General features: G+C 68.8%; 19 protein-coding genes. 8 read left to right on the forward strand and 11 right to left on the reverse strand.

What is annotated here, in order from left to right; all coding sequences use genetic code 11:
* Positions 1 to 141 precede the first annotated feature (141 nt).
* The 4 genes from ASE43_RS05420 to ASE43_RS05435 all read left to right on the forward strand — a co-directional run bounded on the left by ASE43_RS05420 (position 142) and on the right by ASE43_RS05435 (position 5,041).
* Entirely contained in the window at positions 142 to 2,163 is a 2,022-nt protein-coding gene (locus ASE43_RS05420) for a M13 family metallopeptidase (protein ID WP_057159683.1), read from the forward strand.
* A gap of 126 nt (positions 2,164 to 2,289) precedes the next feature.
* The gene (locus ASE43_RS05425; protein WP_056181905.1) at positions 2,290 to 3,636 is read left to right on the forward strand and encodes an ATP-binding protein; all 1,347 of its coding nucleotides are present in this window, start codon (positions 2,290 to 2,292) and stop codon (positions 3,634 to 3,636) included.
* Entirely contained in the window at positions 3,633 to 4,109 is a 477-nt protein-coding gene (locus ASE43_RS05430; RefSeq protein ID WP_056181902.1) for a hypothetical protein, read from the forward strand. Before ASE43_RS05425 ends, ASE43_RS05430 begins: the two co-directional genes overlap by 4 nt.
* A complete protein-coding gene (locus ASE43_RS05435; RefSeq protein WP_057159684.1) occupies positions 4,106 to 5,041 on the forward strand; it encodes a tetratricopeptide repeat protein in 936 nt (311 codons plus the stop codon). The genes ASE43_RS05430 and ASE43_RS05435 overlap by 4 nt, the downstream gene beginning before the upstream one ends.
* A 15-nt stretch (positions 5,042 to 5,056) precedes the next feature.
* Here the strand turns inward: ASE43_RS05435 and ASE43_RS05440 are convergent, their stop codons facing one another.
* Positions 5,057 to 5,737 carry a rhomboid family intramembrane serine protease gene (locus tag ASE43_RS05440; protein ID WP_056181897.1) on the reverse strand — a complete coding sequence of 227 codons (681 nt, stop codon included), beginning with the start codon at positions 5,735 to 5,737 and terminating at the stop codon, positions 5,057 to 5,059.
* 88 nt (positions 5,738 to 5,825) lie between these two features.
* On the reverse strand, positions 5,826 to 6,173 hold the full coding sequence (locus ASE43_RS05445; protein ID WP_057159685.1) for an MGMT family protein: 348 nt from the start codon (positions 6,171 to 6,173) through the stop codon (positions 5,826 to 5,828).
* Between the two features lie 41 nt (positions 6,174 to 6,214).
* On the opposite strand from ASE43_RS05445, the gene ASE43_RS05450 reads away from it, so the two are divergent.
* Positions 6,215 to 6,622, forward strand: coding sequence for a hypothetical protein (locus ASE43_RS05450; RefSeq protein ID WP_056181890.1), 408 nt, complete (start codon positions 6,215 to 6,217; stop codon positions 6,620 to 6,622).
* Between the two features lie 204 nt (positions 6,623 to 6,826).
* Here ASE43_RS05450 and ASE43_RS05455 read toward each other — a convergent pair whose 3' ends face one another.
* Entirely contained in the window at positions 6,827 to 7,948 is a 1,122-nt protein-coding gene (locus ASE43_RS05455; protein WP_056181887.1) for an inorganic phosphate transporter, read from the reverse strand.
* Positions 7,949 to 7,961: 13 nt separating this feature from the next.
* Positions 7,962 to 8,588 carry a DUF47 family protein gene (locus ASE43_RS05460; protein ID WP_056181884.1) on the reverse strand — a complete coding sequence of 209 codons (627 nt, stop codon included), beginning with the start codon at positions 8,586 to 8,588 and terminating at the stop codon, positions 7,962 to 7,964.
* Positions 8,589 to 8,921: 333 nt separating this feature from the next.
* Between ASE43_RS05460 and ASE43_RS05465 the strand changes: the two genes are divergently transcribed.
* Complete coding sequence (locus ASE43_RS05465; protein WP_056181882.1) at positions 8,922 to 10,259, forward strand: hemolysin family protein; 1,338 nt, start codon at positions 8,922 to 8,924, stop codon at positions 10,257 to 10,259.
* The gene (locus ASE43_RS05470; RefSeq protein ID WP_056181879.1) at positions 10,243 to 10,881 is read left to right on the forward strand and encodes an exopolysaccharide biosynthesis protein; all 639 of its coding nucleotides are present in this window, start codon (positions 10,243 to 10,245) and stop codon (positions 10,879 to 10,881) included. Before ASE43_RS05465 ends, ASE43_RS05470 begins: the two co-directional genes overlap by 17 nt.
* A 29-nt stretch (positions 10,882 to 10,910) precedes the next feature.
* On the opposite strand, the gene ASE43_RS05475 is transcribed toward ASE43_RS05470, so the two are convergent.
* The 3 genes from ASE43_RS05475 to ASE43_RS05485 form a co-directional block, all read right to left on the reverse strand.
* Positions 10,911 to 13,043, reverse strand: a complete 2,133-nt coding sequence (locus ASE43_RS05475) for an EAL domain-containing protein (protein ID WP_056181876.1) — start codon at positions 13,041 to 13,043, stop codon at positions 10,911 to 10,913.
* A complete protein-coding gene (locus tag ASE43_RS05480) occupies positions 13,040 to 13,978 on the reverse strand; it encodes a phosphate/phosphite/phosphonate ABC transporter substrate-binding protein (protein ID WP_235568660.1) in 939 nt (312 codons plus the stop codon). Before ASE43_RS05480 ends, ASE43_RS05475 begins: the two co-directional genes overlap by 4 nt.
* Positions 13,979 to 14,069: 91 nt before the next feature.
* On the reverse strand, positions 14,070 to 14,846 hold the full coding sequence (locus tag ASE43_RS05485) for an RNA methyltransferase (protein ID WP_056181872.1): 777 nt from the start codon (positions 14,844 to 14,846) through the stop codon (positions 14,070 to 14,072).
* A gap of 94 nt (positions 14,847 to 14,940) precedes the next feature.
* Between ASE43_RS05485 and ASE43_RS05490 the strand changes: the two genes are divergently transcribed.
* Positions 14,941 to 15,759, forward strand: a complete 819-nt coding sequence (locus ASE43_RS05490; RefSeq protein ID WP_056181868.1) for an inositol monophosphatase family protein — start codon at positions 14,941 to 14,943, stop codon at positions 15,757 to 15,759.
* A gap of 713 nt (positions 15,760 to 16,472) precedes the next feature.
* Here ASE43_RS05490 and secF read toward each other — a convergent pair.
* The 4 genes from secF to tgt form a co-directional block, all read right to left on the reverse strand.
* The gene (secF, locus tag ASE43_RS05495; RefSeq protein ID WP_056181866.1) at positions 16,473 to 17,426 is read right to left on the reverse strand and encodes a protein translocase subunit SecF; all 954 of its coding nucleotides are present in this window, start codon (positions 17,424 to 17,426) and stop codon (positions 16,473 to 16,475) included.
* 13 nt (positions 17,427 to 17,439) lie between these two features.
* A complete protein-coding gene (gene secD, locus ASE43_RS05500; protein ID WP_056181864.1) occupies positions 17,440 to 19,308 on the reverse strand; it encodes a protein translocase subunit SecD in 1,869 nt (622 codons plus the stop codon).
* Positions 19,309 to 19,365: 57 nt separating this feature from the next.
* Entirely contained in the window at positions 19,366 to 19,722 is a 357-nt protein-coding gene (gene yajC / locus ASE43_RS05505) for a preprotein translocase subunit YajC (RefSeq protein ID WP_056181860.1), read from the reverse strand.
* A gap of 349 nt (positions 19,723 to 20,071) precedes the next feature.
* Positions 20,072 to 21,178, reverse strand: coding sequence for a tRNA guanosine(34) transglycosylase Tgt (gene tgt, locus ASE43_RS05510; protein ID WP_057159686.1), 1,107 nt, complete (start codon positions 21,176 to 21,178; stop codon positions 20,072 to 20,074).
* Positions 21,179 to 21,218 lie beyond the last annotated feature (40 nt).

A 21,218-nucleotide genomic window follows, 5' to 3' on the forward strand; every position in this document is an offset into this window, starting at 1 on the left:
AGGCCCGGGTTTCCCGGGCCTTCGCTTTTTTTGGCCCCTGATCCGCATCGCCCGGCGCCATCTTGCGCAACCGCGAAACCCGTTCATAGGCAATCGACGGGCGCTTGTTAAACTGGCCCGATCACCAGGACGGAATCCGCGATGACGACCCTACGCCCGCTTAGCTGCGCCCTCGCCCTCAGCCTGATCGCCGGCCTGGCCCTACCGACCGCCGACGCCGCCAAGAAGAAGCGGGCCCCCGCCGCCAAGCCCAAGGCCGCCGCCGTCGCCACCGCCTGCACCGATTTCTACGCCAACGCCAACGCCGACTGGCTGCGCGGCAACCCCCTGCCCTCCGGCGCCGGCACGGTCTCGGCCCTGGAGCAGTTGGACGCGCGCACCCGCCAGCAGACCCTGGACCTGCTCAACGGCGCCATGACCGCGCCGCAGGGCAATGTGCAGAAGCTGCTCGGCGACTTCTGGGCCAGCGGCCTGGACGAAGCCGCGGTGGAGCGCGACGGCGCCCAGCCGATCGCGCCCCTGCTGTCGCGCATCGCCGCGATCAAGAAGGCCAAGGACATCCCGGCCTCGATCGCGGCCCTGCACCAGGTCGGCATCCCGGTCGCGTTCAACTTCGCCGCCGACGTCGATCTGCAGGACCTCAACCGCCATATCGGCTACTTCGGCCAGGGCGGCCTGGGCCTGCCCGATCCGGCCTACTACACCCGCAGCGACGCCGAGACCCGCCAGCTGCTGGGCCACTACAACAACTACGTGCAGAAGATCCTGGCCCTGACCGGTACTCCGCAGGCCCAGCTGTCGGCCGAGTCGCAGCTGGTGATCGATCTGGAAACGCGGATCGCGCGCGCTTCGCAGTCGCTGCCCGAGCTACGTCAGCTGCGCAGCCACTACGCCCCGGTGCAGGTGGCGGCGCTGGCCAAGCAGTACAAGCGCCTGCAGCTGGGCGACTTCCTCAAGGCCCAGGGCGTCAAGGACGACAGCGTCTCGATCGGCAACGCCAAGCTCTTCGCCGAACTCGACAACCTGGTCGGCACGCTCAAGCCGGAACAGTGGAAGGTCTACCTGCGCTGGCGCGTCGGCGATTCGATGGCGCCCTACCTGGCCAAGCCCTTCCGCGACGCCCAGTACGACTTCCACGGCCGCATCCTGCGCGGCAGCGCGCCGCCGTCGCGCCAGCAGGCCGTGCTGGACGCGATGAATCTCGCCGCCGGCCCGATGATCGGCCGCGAGTACGCCGCCAAGTACCTGCCCGCCGCCACCGACAAGCGCGCCGAGGAAATCGCCTCGCAGGTGCTGGCGACCCTGGGCAAGGCGATCGACGCCGAAACCCGCTACAACGAAGCGGCCAAGGCCGAGGCGCGCGCCAAGCTGGCCAAGCTCAAGATCGAAGTCGGCACCCCGCGCCGCGACCTCGACTACTCGGTGCAGCCGATGGGCCGCGGCAGCTTCGGCAGCAACATGCTGATCGCCTCGACCTGGCGCCACCGCGAGGAAATGAAGCGCATCGGTCGCGGCAACGCCGACCGCCGCTGGGACGTGCTGCCGCAGGATCCGGCCCTGGCCTACGACATCGCCCAGAACCGCCTGATCGTCACCGCCGCGGTGCTGCAGGCGCCGGTGCTGGACATGAGCAAGGACGCCGCCTCGCAGTACGGCTCCTTCGGCGCCCTGGTCGGCCACGAACTCAGCCACGGCTTCGACAGCCGCGGCCGCCTGGTCAACGCCAATCAGGAACTGCGCGACTGGTGGACCCCCACCGAAACCGCGGCCTGGGAAGCGCTGGGCAACCGCGTCGCCGCCCAGTACGGCGCCTACGAATACCCCGGCCTGAAGGGCGTCAAGGTCAACGGCCAGCAGACCCGCGACGAAAACATCGCCGACATCGCCGGCGTCGAACTGGCCTGGAAGACCTTCCGTAGCGAAGTGCCCACCCCGTCCAAGGACGCCGATCAGGCCTTCTACCGCGCCTGGGCCGGGCTGTGGGCGCAGCAGGCCAGCACCGAGGTCGCGACCCAGCGCGCGTCCACCAGCGTGCATGCGCCGGGCCAGTGGCGCACCAACGGCCCGTTGTTCAACCAGCCCAGCTTCGGCGAGGCCTACACCTGCAAGGCCGGCCAGCCGATGCAGGCCAAGCCGGAACAGCGCATCACGATTTTCCCGTGATCGCTGGCGGCGACGCGCGGCCCGAGCGGCCGCGTGTCGCCGACGATCGCAGCGCGCGCCTCCAACCAGCGCCGCAAGCGCGCCCGTTGATTTAGGCTAGAGGACGCCGAGCCCGTCCGATCGCCCATGCCCAACGCCCCCACGCACGACCTGCTCAACGCCCTGCGCGCCAGCCCCGACAACGCGGTCTTGCAGGGATTGGTCGTCGACGCCTGCATCGCCGCCAACGACCCCGCCGCTTTGCGCGAAGCCATCGACCTGTGCCAAGCCGCGCTGTCGATCGACGACAGCCGCCGCGGCGCGGCCGCGCGCCTGTTGCTCGACGCCGGCGACACCGACTACGTGCTGCGCCTGTCGCCGCCGGACTCCGCGCCGGCCCTGCTCGCGCAGTCGCGCGTGGCGATGGCCGAGGGACGCCGCGACGAGGCCCGCGCCTGTTACGAGCGCGCGATCGCCCTGAACCCGGCGCTGGAAGATCCGGCCCTGGCCGCCTCGCTGAGCGGCAAGGTGGTGTCGCTGGCCGACGTGCGCGGCCGCGCGCAAGCCAGCATCGCCAACGACGATACCGATCCCTACGATCTGGCGCGGCTGGTGCAGCCGTCGGCCGAGCGCGTGAGCTTCGCCGACGTGGGCGGGCTGGATCAGGTCAAGCATCAGATCCGGCGCCGCATCATCACCCCGTTCCTGAAACCCTCGCTGTTCGAACGTTTCAAGCGCCGCTCCGGCGGCGGCATCCTGCTGTACGGGCCGCCAGGCTGCGGCAAGACCCTGCTGGCGCGCGCCACCGCCGGCGAATGCGGCGCCAAGTTCTACAACGTCGCCATCACCGACGTGCTGGACATGTTCATCGGCGAATCCGAGCGCAAGCTCCACGCCATCTTCGAACAGGCGCGGCGCACCGCCCCGTCGGTGCTGTTCTTCGACGAGATCGAAGCCATCGGCGGCAAGCGCCAGCACACGCGCGAGGCCACCTCGGCCAAGCTGGTCAGCCAGTTCCTGACCGAGCTCGACGGCTTCGCGCAGAACAACCATGGCGTGCTGATCCTGGGCGCGACCAACGTGCCTTGGGCGGTCGACGCCGCGTTCCGCCGGCCCGGCCGCTTCGACCGCGTGCTGTTCGTGCCGCCGCCGGACGAAGGCGCGCGCCGCGCCATCCTCGACCTGCAATTGCAGGGCCGGCCGATCGCCGACGCCATCGACGGCAGCGCCATCGCCAAGCTCACCTCGGGCTACTCGGGCGCCGACCTGCGCAACCTGGTCGAGACCGCCGTCGACGAGGCCATCGAGCAATCGATCGACGCCGGCCGCGAAATGCCGCTGACGCTGGCGCACCTGCGCGAGGCGCACAAGCAAACCCGCGCCACCACGCTGGAATGGCTGACCACCGCGCGCAACCATGCGCGCTACGCCAACCAGGGCGGGCAGTACGACGAAGTCCTGGACTTCCTGAAACAGCACGGGGCCGGGGAATGACGGCCGCCGCCTATCGTTTGCCGGACGAGCCGCTGCCGTCGGGCCTGGCGCGCTACGCGGTCGACCCGATGTGGCCCCTGCTGGCGCTGATGCTGGGCGGCAACGCCTTCGGTCTGGCCTGGTTCGTGCTGAACGGTCTGGCCCTGGGCAGCCCGACCCGCGCGCGCGAATGGGCCTGCGTCGCGATCGGCCTGCTCGGCAGCGCGGGGCTGGTTCTCGGCCTGGATAGCCTGGCGCGCGCGGGCTGGCTGCAGGGCGCGGAGTTGCGCTACGCCGCCCTGTCCATCGTCACGCTGAAGCTGGCGATCGCCTACGCGATCTACATGATGCAGGCGCGCTGCTTCGAGATCTGGGAACACTACGGCGGCGTCGCCCGCAACGGCTTGCCGGTGTTGCTGCTGATCGCGGTGATCGGTCGCGGTTTTCTGGCGACCCAGACTTGGCCGGCCTGGCTGGGAGCGATGCTGCGATGAACGATATCGACGACGGCGCCCGCCTGTTCGAGCTGGCCTTGCGGCAGTTGCGCCAGGGCCAGATCGACGCGGCCATGAACACGCTGGTGCAGCGGCTGAGCGAGGACCCCAACGACGCCGACGCGCATGCCCTGCTCGCGCGCTGCCTGCTCAGGCGCAAGCGCCCGCACGCGGCCGCGATCGAGGCCCGACGCGCGATCGAGGACGAGCCCGAATCGCTGGCGGCGCAGTTGGTGGCCGCCGACGTGGCGATCGCCCAGCGCCGGCTCCCGCAGGCGCGGGCGCATCTGGAAACGGCGCGCTCGCTGTATCCGGATGTCGCGGCCGTGTACGACAGCTATGCGCGCCTGGACCTGGCCTGGGGCCGCGAGGCGCAAGCCCGGGAACACAATCGCCGCGCCTGCGAACTCGATCCCGACGACAGCGACTACCTGGCCCTGCGCGCCTGGCTGGAATTCCAAAGCGGCGATCGCATCCAGGCCGAACGCTGGGCGCGCGAAGTCCTGAGCTTCGAGCCCGACCATGTCGAGGCGCTGTGCGTGCTCGGCCATTGCGCGCTCGCCCAGGGCGATGTCGAGTCCGCGCGCGAGCACGCCGCCTGGGCTCTGCAGATCGATCCGATGGACGAGCAGGCGCTGACCCTGCTGGGCGCGATCAAGGCCCGCCAGAACTGGCTGCTGGGGCTGTGGTGGCGCTTCCAGAGCTATGTGTCGGCGGGGTCCAGGGGCCGCGCGGTGGTGTTGCTGCTGGGCATGTTCCTGGCCTACCAGATCACCCTGATCGCGCTGGACGAGCACGGCCACAAGCAGCTGATCGGGCCGCTGTCCTATCTTTGGCTGGGCTTCTGCCTCTACACCTGGATCGCGCCGACCTGGTTCTGGCGATCGGTGCGGCGCGAGCTGGAACAGGTGCGGCTGCGCCCGAACTTCTGATCCGGCGCCGCCGGATCAGTGGACCACGCGCAGGTGCGAACGCTTCTTCTTGGGCGGGCGGCGGCCGAACGGCGGCCGTCCCTGCCAGTAGCGGATCAGCAACCAGCCAAACAGCATGCCGCCCAGATGGGCGAAATGGGCGACGCCCTCGCGGGTGCCGAAGATGCCGTAGGCCAGCGCGATGCTCGCGTACACGATCGCCAAGGTCCGCGCCTTCAGGATGATGGGCAGCGGCAGCATCGTGACCTTCTGGTTCGGGAACAGCAGCGCGAACGCGACGATCAGGCCGTAGACCGCGCCCGACGCGCCGACCGTGGTGACCGCGTAGCCGTAGTAGTGCAGCAAGGCGCTGGTCAACGCCAGCTGGCACAGACCGGCGCCGACGATGCAGACCAGGTAATAGGTCAGATAACGGCGCTCGCCCCACTGGTGTTCGATCATCGCGCCGAACATCAGGATCGGGATCAGGTTGAACAGCAGGTGGCCGAAATTGCCGTGCAGGAAACCGTAGGTGAACAGCTGCCAGGGCATGAAGCCGGCGCCGCCGTAGACCTCGCCCGAGCCGATCGGCCAGAGCTGGAGATAGTCGAGGACGACGCGCCCGAGCTCGCTGTATTCCAGCAGCCATTGCAGGACGAACACCGCGATATTGACGAGCAGCAGCAGCTTGGTGACGCGCGGCAGATTGCGGAACATCTGAACTCCCGGGGGATACGCCTATGTTAGCCGCTGGACGCGGACCCGCGCGGATCTTGCGGTTCCACCGTTCACGGCCACGCCGGGGTCAGTCCGGCGGCCCCCAGATTTGGGCATCCAGCGTCGCGGCGGCGCGAACGCCGAGCACCCGCCCGCCTTCCACCCGCAGGCCCTCGCCGCGCAGGCGCTGGCACTGCTCGCGATAGCCCTTGGAGCCTTCCGGCAGGGCGATCCGGCCGTCCGAGCGCAGCACGCGGTGCCAGGGCAGTTTGGGGTCGTCGTTCTGGCTGAGCAGGCGCGCGACCAGGCGCGCGCGCCCGGGCAGGCCGGCGCGGCGGGCGACTTCGCCATAGCCAGCGACCTCGCCCTTGGGAATGGCGCGGATCGCGGCGAGGATGCGTTGGGCGGCGACCTCGGAGTCCATGAGGGTTAGCATAGCCACGTCGTACGAACAAAGAAGCCCGCAGGGAGCAGACCATGAAATTCGAACAAATCCGCAAGCACCTTACCCAGTCCGGCTTCCACCTCACCCTGCACGACGACGGGGTGCTGTGCATCGAGCTGTCCTTGGAACAGGGCACCCGCCACCAGGCGATCTTCCTGTCCGAGTTGGAGGACGACGACCAGCGCCCGTTCCTGCGCGTGAGCACCGCGATCGCGCCCACCACCGGCCTGGACGCCCGCCGCGCCCTGATCTTCAACTGGCAAAGCCACGTCGGCTACCTCGCCATCGGCGACCTCGACGGGGTGCCCTACCTGCAGTTGTGCGAGAACCGTCCGCTGGAAGGCCTGGCCGCGTCCGAGATCGACCGCCTGGTGCTGGAGATCGGCGGCCTGGGCGACCGCATGGAGCGCATGCTGTCGGCCGACGGCGACCTGCTGTAAGCGACGCGGCCACCGCGACGCCTGGTCGGGCTGCGCATCCGCCTTCTGTGGGAGCGGCGTGAGCCGCGATCGCCGGCCAGCGCGGTGACGCGATCGCGGCTCATGACCAAAGGAAGCCCCTGTTGGACGCCGCTCCCGCAGGAAACAAGGCCACGAAAAAGCCCGCATCGCTGCGGGCTTTTTCGTTTCATCGTCGCGCCGGCATCAGGCCCAGCCCAAGGCCTCGATCAGGCGCCACAGGCCGTAGGCGATGCCGCCGGCGGCCGGGATGGTGAGGATCCAGGCCCACACGATGCGTTCGATCACGCCCAGCTTGAGCTTGCGCGGGTTCTTGGCGAAACCCACGCCCATGATCGCGGTGGAAATGCTGTGGGTGGTGGACACCGGCATGCCGAAATGCGCGGCCGTGACCAGGATGGTCGCCGACGCGGTTTCCGCCGCGAAGCCGTCGATGGTCTGCAGCTTCACCATCTTGTGGCCCAGGGTTTTGATGATGCGCCAGCCGCCGGCGGCGGTGCCCGCGGCCATGACCAGGGCGCAGGTGGCGATCACCCAGGTGTCGATGTCGTCCTTGCCGCCGTCCGGATGCAGGAACGACAGCCAGGCCGGCAGGTCGTTGAGGATGCCCGACGACTGCGCGCCGAAAATCGACAGGGCGATGATGCCCATGGTCTTCTGCGCGTCCTGGCGGCCATGGGCCAGGCCCATGTAGGCGGCGGACACCAGCTGGGCCTTGCCGAAGAAGGCGTTGACCCAACGCGGCTTGGCCAGCTTCGCCAGCGGGCCGCCGGCCTTCATCATCGAGGAGATGATCAGGTACAGCAGGGCGATGATGCTCACGCCCAGCAGGAAGCCCGCCAGCGGCGAGGTGATCATGGGCACCACCACCTTCCACAGCAGGCCCTTGTTGCTGGCCCAGTCGCCGTCGCCGGCCTTGGACCAGATCAGCGCGGTCCAGTTGTTGTGCGAGGCCGCCAGCGCGGCGCCGCACAGGCCGCCGATCAGCGCGTGCGAGGACGACGACGGCAGGCCGCGCCACCAGGTGATCAGGTTCCAGATGATCGCGCCCAGCAAGGTGCAGATCAGCACCTGCGAGGTCACGTTGACGACCTCGGTATCGATCAGGCCCGAGGCGATGGTCTTGGCGACCGCGGTGCCCATGAACGCGCCGATCAGGTTGGTGCTGGCGGCCAGCATGATCGCCTGGCCGGGGGTCAGCACCTTGGTCGCCACCACGGTGGCGATCGAGTTGGCGGTGTCGTGGAAACCGTTGATGAACTCGAATACGAGCGCGGCCAGGATCACCACTAGGACCAGAGTCAGCATCACGAGGGAGGCCTCAGCTGTTCTTCAGCACGATCTGGTAGGCCACCACGCCGGCTTCGCGGCAGCGGTCGATGGCCTTCTCCAGAATCTCGAAGAACTCCTTGAGCAGGAACATCTGCAGGTTGTCCAGGCGGCCGGAATAGATGTCGCGGTACAGCTCCAGCATCAGGCGGTCGGCCTCGTTCTCCAGCGAGCGCAGCTTCTCGTTGAGCTCGGTCATGCGGTCGATGTTCATCTTCTGCAGGTCGTGGACCATCTCCACCACCACCGCGGCGGCCTGCTCCAGCATCGCCGCGCGCGGCGCGAAGTCGATGCCGTCCAGGTGCTGGATCGCCAGCGAATAGCGGTCGGCGAACTTCTCGACCTGCTTGGGGATCTTGTACAGGGCCGAGCCCAGCGACTCGATGTCCTCGCGCTCGATCGGGGTGATGAAGCTGTCGACCAGGGCGTGGCTGATCTTGTCCGAGGTCGCGCGCTCGCGCTGGCGGGCCAGCTTGAAGGCGTCCAGGGCCGGCTGACGGTCGGCGGCCTTCATCATGGCGTGCAGTGCCTTGGTGCTGTCGTAGGCGGCCTGGGCGGCCTCGTCTAGCAGGGTGTAGAACTGCTGGCCGGAGCCGAAGATGGTCTGCAGCGAGAACATGCGTGAAAGCCTCTGAATGCCGGCCGCGACCGGCCCGGGGTGGTTGTGCGGGCGCGATTATGACGGTTTGATGGCGAACGCGCCCGTCTTTCGCGCCGGCCTGTGCCCCGAAACGGGCGAAAACCGCCCGGCCGGGGCCCCTCACCCACCGCTCACGCGGCCGGCGCGGCGGCGCCTGTTAAGATCAGGGCCGCGCATCCCCCGCCCACCCTGCCCCATGGACGACGACCCAACATCGCCCGCCCGCGTTACCGCGGCCCCCCTGTCCGGCCCGCGGTCTACCGCTCACGCCCCCGGCATCCCCGCCCCTGACCCCTCGATGGAGCAGCCCGCATGCTCGAGCTGCTGATCGTCGCTGCGCTGATCGTGCTCAACGCCTTCTTCGCCTTGTCGGAGATGTCGCTGATGACCTCGCGCAAGCTGCGCCTGAAACAGATGGCGGAGACCAGCCGCGGCGCACGCACCGCGCTGGCGCTGGCCGAGCATCCGGACAACCTGCTGTCGACCGTGCAGATCGGCATCACCGGCATCGGCGTGCTGACCGGCTATTTCGGCGGCGAGTCGATCGGCCTGGTCATCACCGGCTGGCTCGGTCATCTGCTGTCCGGCGACTTCTCGCAGTACGCGCGTCCGATCGGCATCGGCACCGCGATGGCGCTGATCACCGCCGCCCAGGTCATCTTCGGCGAGCTGATCCCCAAGCGCCTGGCCCTGACCAATCCCGAGCGCATCGCCAGCGCGGTCGCGATCCCGCTGTACGGCCTGTCGCGCGGCGCGCGGCCGGCGGTGAAGGCGCTGGGCGCGATCAACCGCCTGGTGCTGCGCATCCTGGGCATCAAGGACGACGCCCGCAGCGAGATCAGCGAAGAAGAGATCCGCCTGCTGGTGACCGAAAGCCACGAGCAGGGCGTGATCGACGCCGACGAACGCAAGATGATGAACCGCGTGCTCAGCCTGGGCGACCGCACCGCCGAGAGCCTGATGACGCCGCGCACCCGCATCGCGTGGCTGGATGCCAACACCAGCTTCGCGCAGAACCTGGAGACCATGCGCGAGAACGCTTATTCGCGCTACCCGGTCTATCGCGGCGGCGACAGCGACGTGCTCGGCGTGCTCGAGGTCAAGTCGCTGCTGGACCGCCTGGACCAGACCGCGCCGGAGCTGTTCACCCACCTGCGCCCGCCGCTATTCGTGTCCGAATCCACCCATGCCCTGAAGTTGCTGGAGATCTTCCGCGAGGAGCAGCTGTCGCTGGCGCTGGTGGTGGACGAATACGGCGACGTCACCGGTCTGGTCACGGTCAACGATCTGATGGGCGCGGTGATCGGCCGCATCCAGAACAACGAGACCGACGACGACGCCGCACCGGTGGTCGAACGCTCCGACGGCTCCTACCTGCTCGACGGTTCGCTGGCGCTGGAAGACCTGCGCGAGCTGGTCGGCGGCGGCCGCCTGCCGGGCGAGGACGAGCACGACTTCCACACCGCCGCCGGCATGGTCATCGCGCGCTTCGGCCGCATCCCGCACGTCGGCGAGCATTTCGACTGGAGCGTGTGGCGGATCGAAGTGGTGGACCTCGACGGGCCGCGCATCGACAAGCTGCTGCTGCAACGCATCGCCGCGCCGCGCGAGGACGCTCAGGAACCGGTGGCCGATGACGCCTCCGGTTGATCGCAAGCCGCCGGCGCAGGAAGCCGGCACGCGCGCGCTGCTCGACGACTTCGCGACGGGCGACCCCGCCGAGGTCTTGCGCCTGGGCGATGTGCTGGCCGGCCTGGGCGATCGCTCCTTCGGCATGCTGCTGTTCGTCTCCACCATCCCGGCCTTCATTCCGATCCCGGGCGTGGGCGGCGCGGTCAGCGGGCCGCTGGTGATGCTGATCGGCGCGCAGCTGCTGATCGGTCTGCGCAAGCCCTGGTTGCCGGGCTTCCTGGCCCGGCGCGGCCCGCACCGGCAGGCGATGGCGCGCTTCCGCAACCTGCTCTCGCCCTGGCTGACCCGCCTGGAGCGCGTGGTCCGCCCGCGCGCGACCGGTCTGCTCGATCACCGCGTCGCGAGCGCGTTCACCGGCCTGCTGCTGGTGCTGCTGGGCCTGCTGTTATCGCTGCCGATCCCGTTCACCAACTTCCTGTTCGGCGGCTTGCTGCTGCTGTTCGCGTTCGCCTTGCTGGAACGCGACGGCCGCCTGATGGCCGTGGCCTGGGGCATGGGCGCGATCGCGGTGGCGGTGTTCGGCGTGCTCTCGGGCAGCCTGGCGACGCTGATCGGCGGCTGGATCGATCGCTTGCAGTGAGGCTTCGGCCAAGGCCGCAGCGATCGCGATCAACCCAACAGCGTCAGAAACTCTTCCGCGCCCACCGGGTGGCCCAGCCAATAGCCCTGGGCGAGGTCGCAGCCGCGTTCGCGCAGCACCGCGTACTGGCCTTCCTTCTCCACGCCCTCGGCGACCACGGTGATTCCCAGCGAATGCGCCATGGCGATGATCGCCGTGGTCAGGGCCAGGTCGTCCGGGTCGCGCAGCACGTCGGCGATGAAGCTGCGGTCGATCTTGACCCCGTCCACCGGTACCCGGCGCAGATGGCTGAGGCCGGAGAAGCCGGTACCGAAATCGTCCAGCCACACCTTCACCCCGGTCGAACGCAGGCGCGCGAGCAGGCTGCTGGCGTGGATCTCGTCGCCGATCACCGCGGTTTCGGTCAGCTCCAGGTGCAGACGCTGCGCGGGCAGGCCGGTTTCGTGCAGGCAGGCCGCGACCACATTGGGCAGATCGCCGGTGCGCAGTTGGCGCGGCGAGACGTTGACCGAGACGAACAGCGGTTCCGCGCCCGGGCGCGCGTGCTGCCAGCGGACCGCATCCTGGCAGGCCGCGCGCAACACCTGCGGGCCCAGGGTTTCGATCAGGCCGCTCTGCTCGGCCACGTCGATGAACACCGACGGCGCGACCAGGCCCTGCTCGGGATGGCGCCAACGCAACAGCGCTTCGGCGCCGACCATGGCGCCGTCGCCGAGGCGGTACACCGGCTGGTAGACCAGGCTGAGTTCGCCGCGGTCCCAGGCGCCGCGCAGCTCGTGCTCCAGGTGCACGCGTCGCTCCACCGCCTGGTCCATGGCACGGCTGTAGAAGCGATAGCAGTTCTTGCCCGCGACCTTGGCCTGGTACATGGCGATGTCGCCGTTCTTCATCAGCGAGGTCGCGCCGGAGGCGTCCTCGGGGAACAGGGTCACGCCGATCGAGGTGCCCAGGAAGACCTGGCGGTCGTGGACCACGATGGGCTGGCCGAGCTCGGCCACCAGCACGTCGGCCAGATGGCTGGCGCGCGCGCGTACCCCGCCCTCGTGGCCGTCGCCGTCCTGGACCAGGATCACGAACTCGTCGCCGCCAAAGCGCGCCAGCAGCGCGCCCTCGCCGCCCAGGCGGTTCACGGTTTCCTGGATGCGGTTGGCGAACTGCAACAGCACATCGTCGCCGGCGTCGTGGCCCAGGGTGTCGTTGACGCGCTTGAAGTCGTCGATGTCGGCGAACAGCAGGCCGAGTTGGCGCCCGGCGCCGCGCAGCTGCAGCAGGCGCTGGTCCAGGGTCTCGCGGAACGCCAGGCGGTTGGCCAGGCCGGTCAGCGCGTCGGTGTAGGCCATGCGGCGGATGTCGCGATCGTGGCGCGCCAGACTCTGGCTCATGCGCCCGAACGCGCGCATCAGGTCGCCGACTTCGTCGTGGCGATTGCTGGCCGGCGTGCTGGTGTCGAAGTGGCCGGCCTCGATTTCCATCGAGGCGTCGGCGAGCTGGCGGATCGGCTGGACCAGGAAGCGCTGGATCAGATAGACCATCAGCGCGCCCAGCGCGAGCAGGCCGGCCGCCAGCAAGCCGATCCAGATCATGTGCTGCTGGGCCAGCGCGTCCAGTCGGCCGCGCAGGTCGCCCAGGGCCTGATCCTGGAACTGGTGCACGGTCTTGAGGTCGTAGCCCACGCGCACGCCGCCCAGGCGCTCGTTGCCGATCATGATCGGCGCCGACACGTCCATCACGATGTCGCTGGACTGGGTGTGCAGCTTGCGCGCGGCGATCACCTCGTAGGCCATCGGATCGTCCATGCGCTTGCCGTAGCTCGGAATTTCCTCGCTGCCGTCGTGGACGATGTTGCCGTCGTTGTCGTACACCAGCACGTAGCTGATGCCGGGGTTGCGCAGGGTCGCGCGGCTGAGCACGCCGACCGCGTCCAGATCGAAGTAGTACAGCGGGTTGGCCAGCGATTCGGCCAGTTGCGCGACCATGCCCTCGCTGTGCCGCTTGAGGTTGTCGGCGATCATGCCGCTCATGGCTTCGCGGCTGACGCCGACCACTTCGCGCTGCATGCGCTCCTGGCGGTTGAGCAGCAGCGCGATCAGCGCCAGCACGACCAGCATGGCCAAGGCCATCATGACCAGGAACTTGGCCTGCAAGCCGAAGCGCAACTTCATTCGACCTCCGACCGGACTTGCGCGACACCGTTGCCTATGCGCTGCAGGGCCTTGGCCGATGCCGGGTCGATCGGCATGAAGCGGGTGGTCTTGAAGAAGCGCAGCAGGGCCTCGCCGGCATCCGGATCGCCGGCCGCATCCAGCAGCACCTCGCGCAGGCGCGCCTCGACGCGCGGGTCGATGTCGCCGCGCACCACTTCGACCGCGCGCGGGTAATCGCCGGTGCGGCCGATCTCGATCATGTCGCGGCGGAACGCGGGCGGCATCCGGCGCGGGTTGTCCCAGTCCAGATTGCTCATCACGCCCACATCGACCAGGCGCTTGTGCACCCAGGTCGAGATGTTGAGCTCAGAGCGCGCGAACAGGTAGCCGACCTCGCCGTGTTCGATGCGGTCGGTCGGCGACAGCAGGATCTCCAGGCTCAGGCCGCGGTCCAGCAGCTCGGCGACCGGCACGAAGTAGGCGCTGGTCGAGGACGGGCGCTGGAAGGCGACGCTGTGGCCGCGCAGATCGTCCAGCGAGCGCAGGCCGCTGTCGCGACGGGCGAAGAACACGCTGTGGTAGTGGCTGGTGCCGTCGCGCTCGGTCAGCAGCAGGGGACGGGCGTCGGCGCGCTGTTTGAGCAGCATCGCGGTGCCGGCGGTTTCGGTGACCCAATCGACCCGGCCGCGGCGCAGATAGCTGGCCATCTGCTGCGAGTCCTTGGCCATCAGGATCCGGCCCTCGCGGATGCCGACGTCGGCCATGCGCGGGACCACGTAGTCCAGCAGCGGCTTGAGCTGTTCGTAATGGGCCTTGGGGTCGTCGCTGATCCGGCCCAGCACCAGCACGCCGCGGGCGTCGCTGTCGGCCGATTGCGCGGGAACCGGCACCGACAGTCCCGCGACCGCCAACGCGAGCCCGAGCAGGACAGCGATGCAACGCGCGCTAGCGATCAAGAAAGTGACTCATCGGGACTGCCCGCCGCAGCGTAATCGAAACCGGCCCTGGCCGATACCACCGGGACCCGGCCAGGCCGCCCCGCTGTCAACGGCGCTGCCCGGCCAGCATGGCCATGCGCTCGGCGTCGGCGAGGATGCCGCGCAGCAGGCGCACTTCGCGCTCGTCCAGATCGGCGCGTAGGAACAGCCGGCGCAGCTTGCGCAGCGCCGATTCGGGCGCGCGGCCCTTGTGGAAGTCGATCGCGTCCAGGGTCTCGCCGAGCTGGCTGAAGAAGCCCTCCAGTTGCGCGTGCGAGGCCGGCGGATCGGAGCGGGCGGGCGCGGGCGCCGCCGGCGCGGCCGCGAGCGCGGCCATACGCAGCTCGTAGGCCAGCACCTGCACCGCCGCGGCCAGGTTCAGCGAGCTGTAGCCCGGATTGGCCGGGATATGCACGGCGGCGTGGCACAGCTGCAGCTCCTCGTTTTCCAGGCCGGTGCGCTCGCGCCCGAACACCAGCGCAACCTCGGCGCCGCCGCCGGCCTCGGCCAGCATGCGGCCGGCGGCCTCGCGCGGGTCGTACTGCTCCAGCTGGACCCGGCGATTGCGCGCGGTGCAGCCCAGCACCAGCCGGCAGTCGGTCAGGGCCTCGGCCAGGGTCGGGTACACGACTGCGGCCGCGAGCACGTCGTCGGCGCCCGCGGCCAGGGCCGCGGACTCGTGATTGGGGGCCTTTTCGGGCGCGACCAGGACCAGCCGGGACAGGCCCATGGTCTTCATCGCGCGGGCCGCGGAGCCTATGTTGCCGGGGTGCTGGGTGCCCACCAGCACGATGCGCAGCCGTGCCAACAAGGGCGTTTGGTCTGGATTGGGATCGTTCGCCATGCGCAATGGTAAACTCCCCGCCCCGGCCATAGCGCCGGTTCGTTCTTTCAGCCCGCCAGCCCGTCCCCCACCTCCGTTCCCGAGGCCGTTCGCCATGCAGAAACCCGCCGTCACCCTCATGGTCAAGGCCGCCCGCGCCGCCGGCAACGTGTTGCTCCGCCACATGTATCGGCTGGACGCGCTGAACGTGGTCGAGAAGGACCGGATGGACTACGCCAGCGAAGTCGACGGCCTGGCCGAGGCCGAGATCATCAAGGAATTCCGCCGTTCCACGCCCGACTACGCCATCCTCGGCGAAGAGAACGGCTCGATCGGCAGCGGCCGCTACACCTGGGTCATCGATCCCCTGGACGGCACCAGCAACTACCTGCGCGGCATCCCCCACTACTGCGTTTCGATCGCCCTGGTCGAGGGCGGCGAGCCGATCCACGGCGTGATCTTCGATCCGCTGCGCAACGAGCTGTTCACCGCCAGCCGCGGCAGCGGCGTCCAGCTCAACGAGAAGCGCGTGCGCGTGGCCGAGCGCAAGGATCTCAACGGCGCCATGATCGTCACCGGCTTCCCGCCGCGCGAACGCCCGCGCGCCAGCGCCCACCTCAAGTGCGTGGACTCGCTGCTGACCGAGGCCGAGGACATCCGCCGCACCGGTTCGGCCGCGCTGGACCTGGCCTATGTGGCCTGCGGCCGCGCCGACGCCTATTTCGAGGCCGGGGTGAAGCCCTGGGACATCGCTGCCGGCGCCCTGATGGTGCGCGAGGCCGGCGGCAAGGTCTGCGACTTCCGTGGTCGCGGCACCGGCCCCATGGACGCGCGCGGCACCATCGGCCGCCAGCTGGTCGCCGGCAACCTCAAGGTCTGCGACGCCCTGCAGAACCGCATCGTCAACACCGGATACGCGGCCGCGTTCGACTGAACCCGGCGCCGCAAAGCCGCGAACGCAAAGGCCGCGCGATTGCGCGGCCTTTTTCGTTGCCGCAAGGATCGCCGCGGCCGCCTGCTCCCTCTGTAGCCGACCCACGCTCCCTGTAGGAGCAGCGCAGCCTCCTGTGGGAGCGGCGCAGCCTCCTGTGGGAGCGGCGCAAGCCGCGACCGCGAATCCCGGCCAGCGCGCGGGTTTCGATCCTGTCGCAGCTCCGGGTCGCGGCTCACGCCGCTCCTACCCCAAAGCCGGCCCACGCCCCCTGTAGGAGCGGCGCATGCTTCCTGTGGGAGCGGCGTAAGCCGCGATCGCGAATTCCGGCCAGCGCGCCGGTTTCGATGCTGTCGCAGCTCCAGGTCGCGGCTCACGCCGCTCCTACCCCAAAGCCGGCTCACGCCTTCTGTGGGAGCGGCGCAGCCTCCTGTGGGAGCGGCGTAAGCCGCGATCGATTGCCGGCGTAGCCGCATAGAGCCGATGGCATCCGCAGGCCTGCCTCGCATAACGATGCCAGTCGCGCGGCCGCGCGCGTTCTCGCTATCGCGGCTTACGCCGCTCCCACAGAAAGCCCCGGAGGCGCGCGTCACTCGCTCACGCCTTCCCTCTGCGACGCCCGCCGCTATGCCTAGACGCTATGCCTCGACGCAAACGAAAAGGCCGCGCATCTGCGCGGCCTCTCGTTGCCTGGGGCCGAAGCCCCGACGCGGGACTCAGGGACGACGCGCCAGCGCCGCCTCGTCCTTGGCCTTGGGCATCAGGTCCTGCTTGGTGACCTTGAGCCAGCCCATGGTCAGCAGCGGGCAGGCCACGAAGATCGACGACAGGGTGCCGATCACGATACCCAGCATCTGCGAGATCGCCATGCCTTCCAGCGAACCGCCGCCGTACAGGTACAGCGCGAACACGGTCAGGAAGGCCACGAACGAGGTGATCACCGTACGCGACAGGGTCTGGTTGATCGACTTGTTGAGAATGGTTTCCGGATCGGCGCGCATGGTGCGGAAGTTCTCGCGCACGCGGTCGAACACCACGATGGTGTCGTTGATCGAATAACCCATCACCGACAGGATGCCGGCCAGCACGGTCAGGTCGAACTCGTTGCCGAACAGGGCGAACCAGCCCGCCACCACCACCACGTCGTGCAGGGTGGTCAGCACCGCGGCCACCGCGAACTTCTTCTCGAAGCGGAACGAGATGTAGATCAGGAAGCCGACCACCACGAACAGCAGCGCCCAGATGCCGTTGGCGGCCAGATCGCGACCGACCTGCGGGCCGACGTAGCCGCCGCCCTTGATCTTGCCCGGGTTGCCGGGCGTGGACGCGATCGACTGCACTTCGTTGATGGTGTTGTTGGAGTCCTTGGCGCTGCCGCTCTTGGGCTGCAGGCGGATCAGCAGCTCGTTGCCGGTGCCGAAGGTCTGGACTTGGGCGCCGGCGTAGCCGGCTTCGTCCAGGCGCGTGCGGATGCCGTCGACGTCGACCGGCTTGGCGAAGCTCAACTCGACGCTGGTGCCGCCGGTGAAGTCCAGGGCGAAGTTGAAGCCCTTGACCGCGATCGCGCCGATCGCGACCAGCATGATCAGGCCCGCAACCGCCATCGACACCCAGCGCAGGCGCAGGAAATCGATGTTGCTGCCATAAGGGAACACGTTGAAGGGTTTCATGTCGCGTGCTCCGTCAGATCGCGATCGTTTTCAGCTTGCGACGACCGCCGTAGATCAGCGTCGCGATACCGCGCGACACAGACACCGCCGTGTAGGCGGAGGTGGCGATGCCGAGCATCAGGGTGATACCGAAACCGCGCAGCGGACCGGTGCCGAACACCGCCATCGCCAGGCCGGCGAGGAAGGCGGTGACGTTGGCGTCGATGATGGTGCCCGAGGCGTGTTCGTAGCCGCTGGCGATCGCCGCCTGCGGCGGCAAGCCGGCGCGCAGCTCCTCTCTTATTCGTTCGTTGATCAGCACGTTGGCGTCGACCGACATACCCACCGTCAAGGCGATGCCGGCCAGGCCGGGCAAGGTCATGGTGGCGCCGAACAGCGACATCAGCGCGACCACCATCAGCAGGTTGATCAGCAGCGCCAGACAGGTGATGACGCCGAACATGCGGTAGTAGATCAGGAAGAAGATCAGGGCGAAGGCGAACGAGAAGCTCACCGCCTTCAGGCCGCGCGCGACGTTCTCGGCGCCCAGGCTGGGGCCGACGATGCGCTCTTCGATGAAGTCCATCGGCGCGGCCAGCGAGCCGGCGCGCAGCAGCAGGGCCAGGTCGGAGGCTTCCTGCTGGCTCTCCAGGCCGTTGGTATTGAATTCCTTGCTGAAGACGCCCTGGATGGTGGCGACGTTGATCACTTCCTCGCTGATCCGGGTCGAGCGCACTTCCTTGCCGTCGACCGTGCGCACCTCGGGGATGCGCTCGATGTAGACCACCGCCATCGGCTTGCCGACGTGCTCGGTGGTGTAGTCGAACATGCGCTGGCCGCCGACGCCGTTCAGGCGGATCTGCACCGCGGGAGTGCCGCTTTGCGAGTCGAACGCGGCGGTGGCGCCGATCAGCTGGTCGCCGGAGGCGATCACGCGCTTGTTGAGCAGGATCGGAATCGGCTTGCCGTCGGGGCCGGTCTCGCGGCGGAAGTAGATGCGCGCTTCCGGCGGCACGCTGCCGCTACGCAGCGCTTCCTGGGCGTCGCCCTCGACCACGCCGCGGTACTCCAGCGTGGCGGTGGCGCCGAGGATGCGCTTGGCCTGGGCGGTGTCCTGGATGCCGGGCAGCTGGACCACGATGCGGTCGGTGCCCTGGCGCTGGATGATCGGCTCGGCCACGCCCAGCGAGTTGATGCGGTTGCGCAGGGTACCGACGTTCTGCTCGACCGCCTCGGCCTGCATGCGCGCCAGCTCGGCCTCGGGCACCTGGATCTCGACGGTGTTGCCGACCACGTTCTGGACCAGCAGCGGCTGGCCCTTGGCGACGATCTGGCGCGCCTTGTCGGCGTCCGCGGCATTGCCGACGGTGGCGATGATGCTGTTGTTGGCGCGGCGCTCGACCGACTCGTAACGCACGTTGGCGTCGCGCAGGCTGACCCGCACGTCCTCGGCGGTCGCATCCAGGCGCTTGTCCAACGCGGCCTTCTGGTCGACCTGCATCAGGAAGTGCACGCCGCCCTGCAAGTCCAGGCCCAACTGCATCGGCTTGGCCTTGATCTTCTCCAGCCAGCCCGGAACGGTCGAAGCCAGGTTCAGCGCGACCACGTAGTCGCTGCCGAGCGGATCGCGCAACAGGCTGGCGACCTTGTTCTGGCTGTCGTTGTTGGTCAGCCGCACCAGCAGGGTGCCTTCCTTCTCGATCGCCACCGACTTGGCCGGCACGCTGGCCTTGCTCAGGACGTCGGCGACGCGCTTGCGCAGCGCTTCGTCCACCGCGGCGCCGCGGGCAGAGGAGATCTGCACCGAGGGGTCCTGCGGGAATACGTTAGGCAACGCATACAGCGCGCTGAGCAGCAACACTACGAGGATGGCCAGATATTTCCAGCGCGAGTAAGTCAGCATCGATTGCCCCTGCGGCGGCCACCCCGGCCGCCGTGCTTCATGTGTCGTGGCGTCGGCTTAGGCCGACTTCAAGGTGCCCTTGGGCAGTACGTTGCCGATCGCGCCCTTCTGCACGCGAATGCGCACGTTGTCGGCGATTTCGACGGTGATGAAGCTCTCGCCGATCTCGGACACGGTGCCGGCGATGCCGCCGTTGGTCAGCACTTCGTCGCCCTTGGAGAGCTTTTCCAGCATCGCGCGGTGTTCCTTGGCGCGCTTCATCTGCGGGCGGATCATCAGGAAGTACATGATCGCGATCAGGACGACGGGCATCAGCAGGCCGCCGAGGCCGCCGCCGAACAGTCCGCCGCCGGCGGGCGCACCGGCCGCGGCCTGGGCGTAAGCGGGGGCGATCAGAAGGTCGAGCAGGTTCATCTACGAAAGTCCTGAAACGAAAATAGCCGGGGATTATGCCATGGCCGGCTGGCGGCCATGGGCGGGCCCGAAATGGGCCCTGGCGCACGCTTTGGCGAGCCGCGAGGGGACCGGGACGGGCCCGAGCGTCCTGGCGACCGCTGCCGCCGGACGGTCCTGGTGGCCCGGTAGAGGGGCTTCAGGATCGCTGGCGGGTAGCCTTTCCCCCTGCCCATCCCGGCCCGATCGCACTGCGAGCGGGAGACGGGGAAGCGGAGTTCGCTYGCCTTGGGCGGCCCTCACCCCTGCCCTCTCCCGCGAGCGGGAGARGGGGAAAGAGGGTTCGCCCGCCTTGCGGGCGAACGGTGTTCTATAAGCGTGCGGCGTAGAAGGACTCGCGGAAGGCGGCAAAGGTTCCCTGCTCGATCGCCGCGCGCATCTGCGCCATCAGGTGCTGGTAGTAGCGCAGGTTGTGCAGAGTGCCCAGCATCGGGCCCAGCATCTCGTTGCAGCGGTCCAGGTGGCGCAGGTAGGCGCGGCTGAAGCCGTTGGCGCAGGCGTAGCAGTCGCAGCCCTCCTCGATCGGGCGCAGGTCGCGCTCGTACTTGGCGTTGCGCACGCGAACGGTGCCGGCGGCGGTGAAGTAGTGGCCGTTGCGGGCGTTGCGGGTCGGCATCACGCAATCGAACATGTCGACGCCGCGCGCCACCGACTCGACCAGATCCTCCGGCCGGCCCACGCCCATCAAATAGCGCGGGCGGTCCTCGGGCAGCTGCGGGCAGGTGTGCTCGAGCATGGCGTTGCGCTCGGCCTCGGGCTCGCCCACGGCCAGGCCGCCGACCGCGTAGCCGTCGAAGCCCAGGTCCTTGAGGCCGGCCGCCGAGCGCGTGCGCAGCGCGTGGTGGACACCGCCCTGGACGATGCCGAACAGCGCCGCGTCGTTGCCCTCGTGGGCCTTCTTGGAACGCTCGGCCCAGCGCAGGCTCAGCTCCATCGACTTGCGCGCGACCTCCTCGGTGGCCGGGTACGGCGTGCACTCGTCGAAGATCATCACGATGTCGGAATCGAGCACGCGCTGGATGTGCATGCTCTCCTCCGGCCCCAGGAACACCTTGCTGCCGTCCACCGGCGAGGCGAAAGTCACGCCCTGCTCGGTGATCTTGCGCCGGTGCGCGAGCGAGAACACCTGGAAGCCGCCGGAGTCGGTCAGGATCGGGCCGCTCCAGCGCGCGAACCCGTGCAGGCCGCCGTGGTCGCCGATCACGTCCAGGCCCGGGCGCAGATACAGATGGAAGGTGTTGCCGAGGATGATTTCGGCGCCGAGGGCGCGCACGTGCTCGGGCATGATGCCCTTGACCGAGCCGTAGGTACCCACCGGCATGAAGGCCGGCGTTTCCACCGTGCCGCGCGGGAAGGTCAGACGGCCGCGCCGCGCCGCACCGTCGTTGCCCAGCAATTCGAAGGACATCCGGCTCATTTCTGCTCCCTCCTTTGGGAAAGAAGGGTTGGGGAGGATT

It is taken from the genome of Lysobacter sp. Root983, assembly GCF_001429345.1.
In the GTDB taxonomy this organism is placed as follows: Bacteria; Pseudomonadota; Gammaproteobacteria; order Xanthomonadales; family Xanthomonadaceae; genus Lysobacter.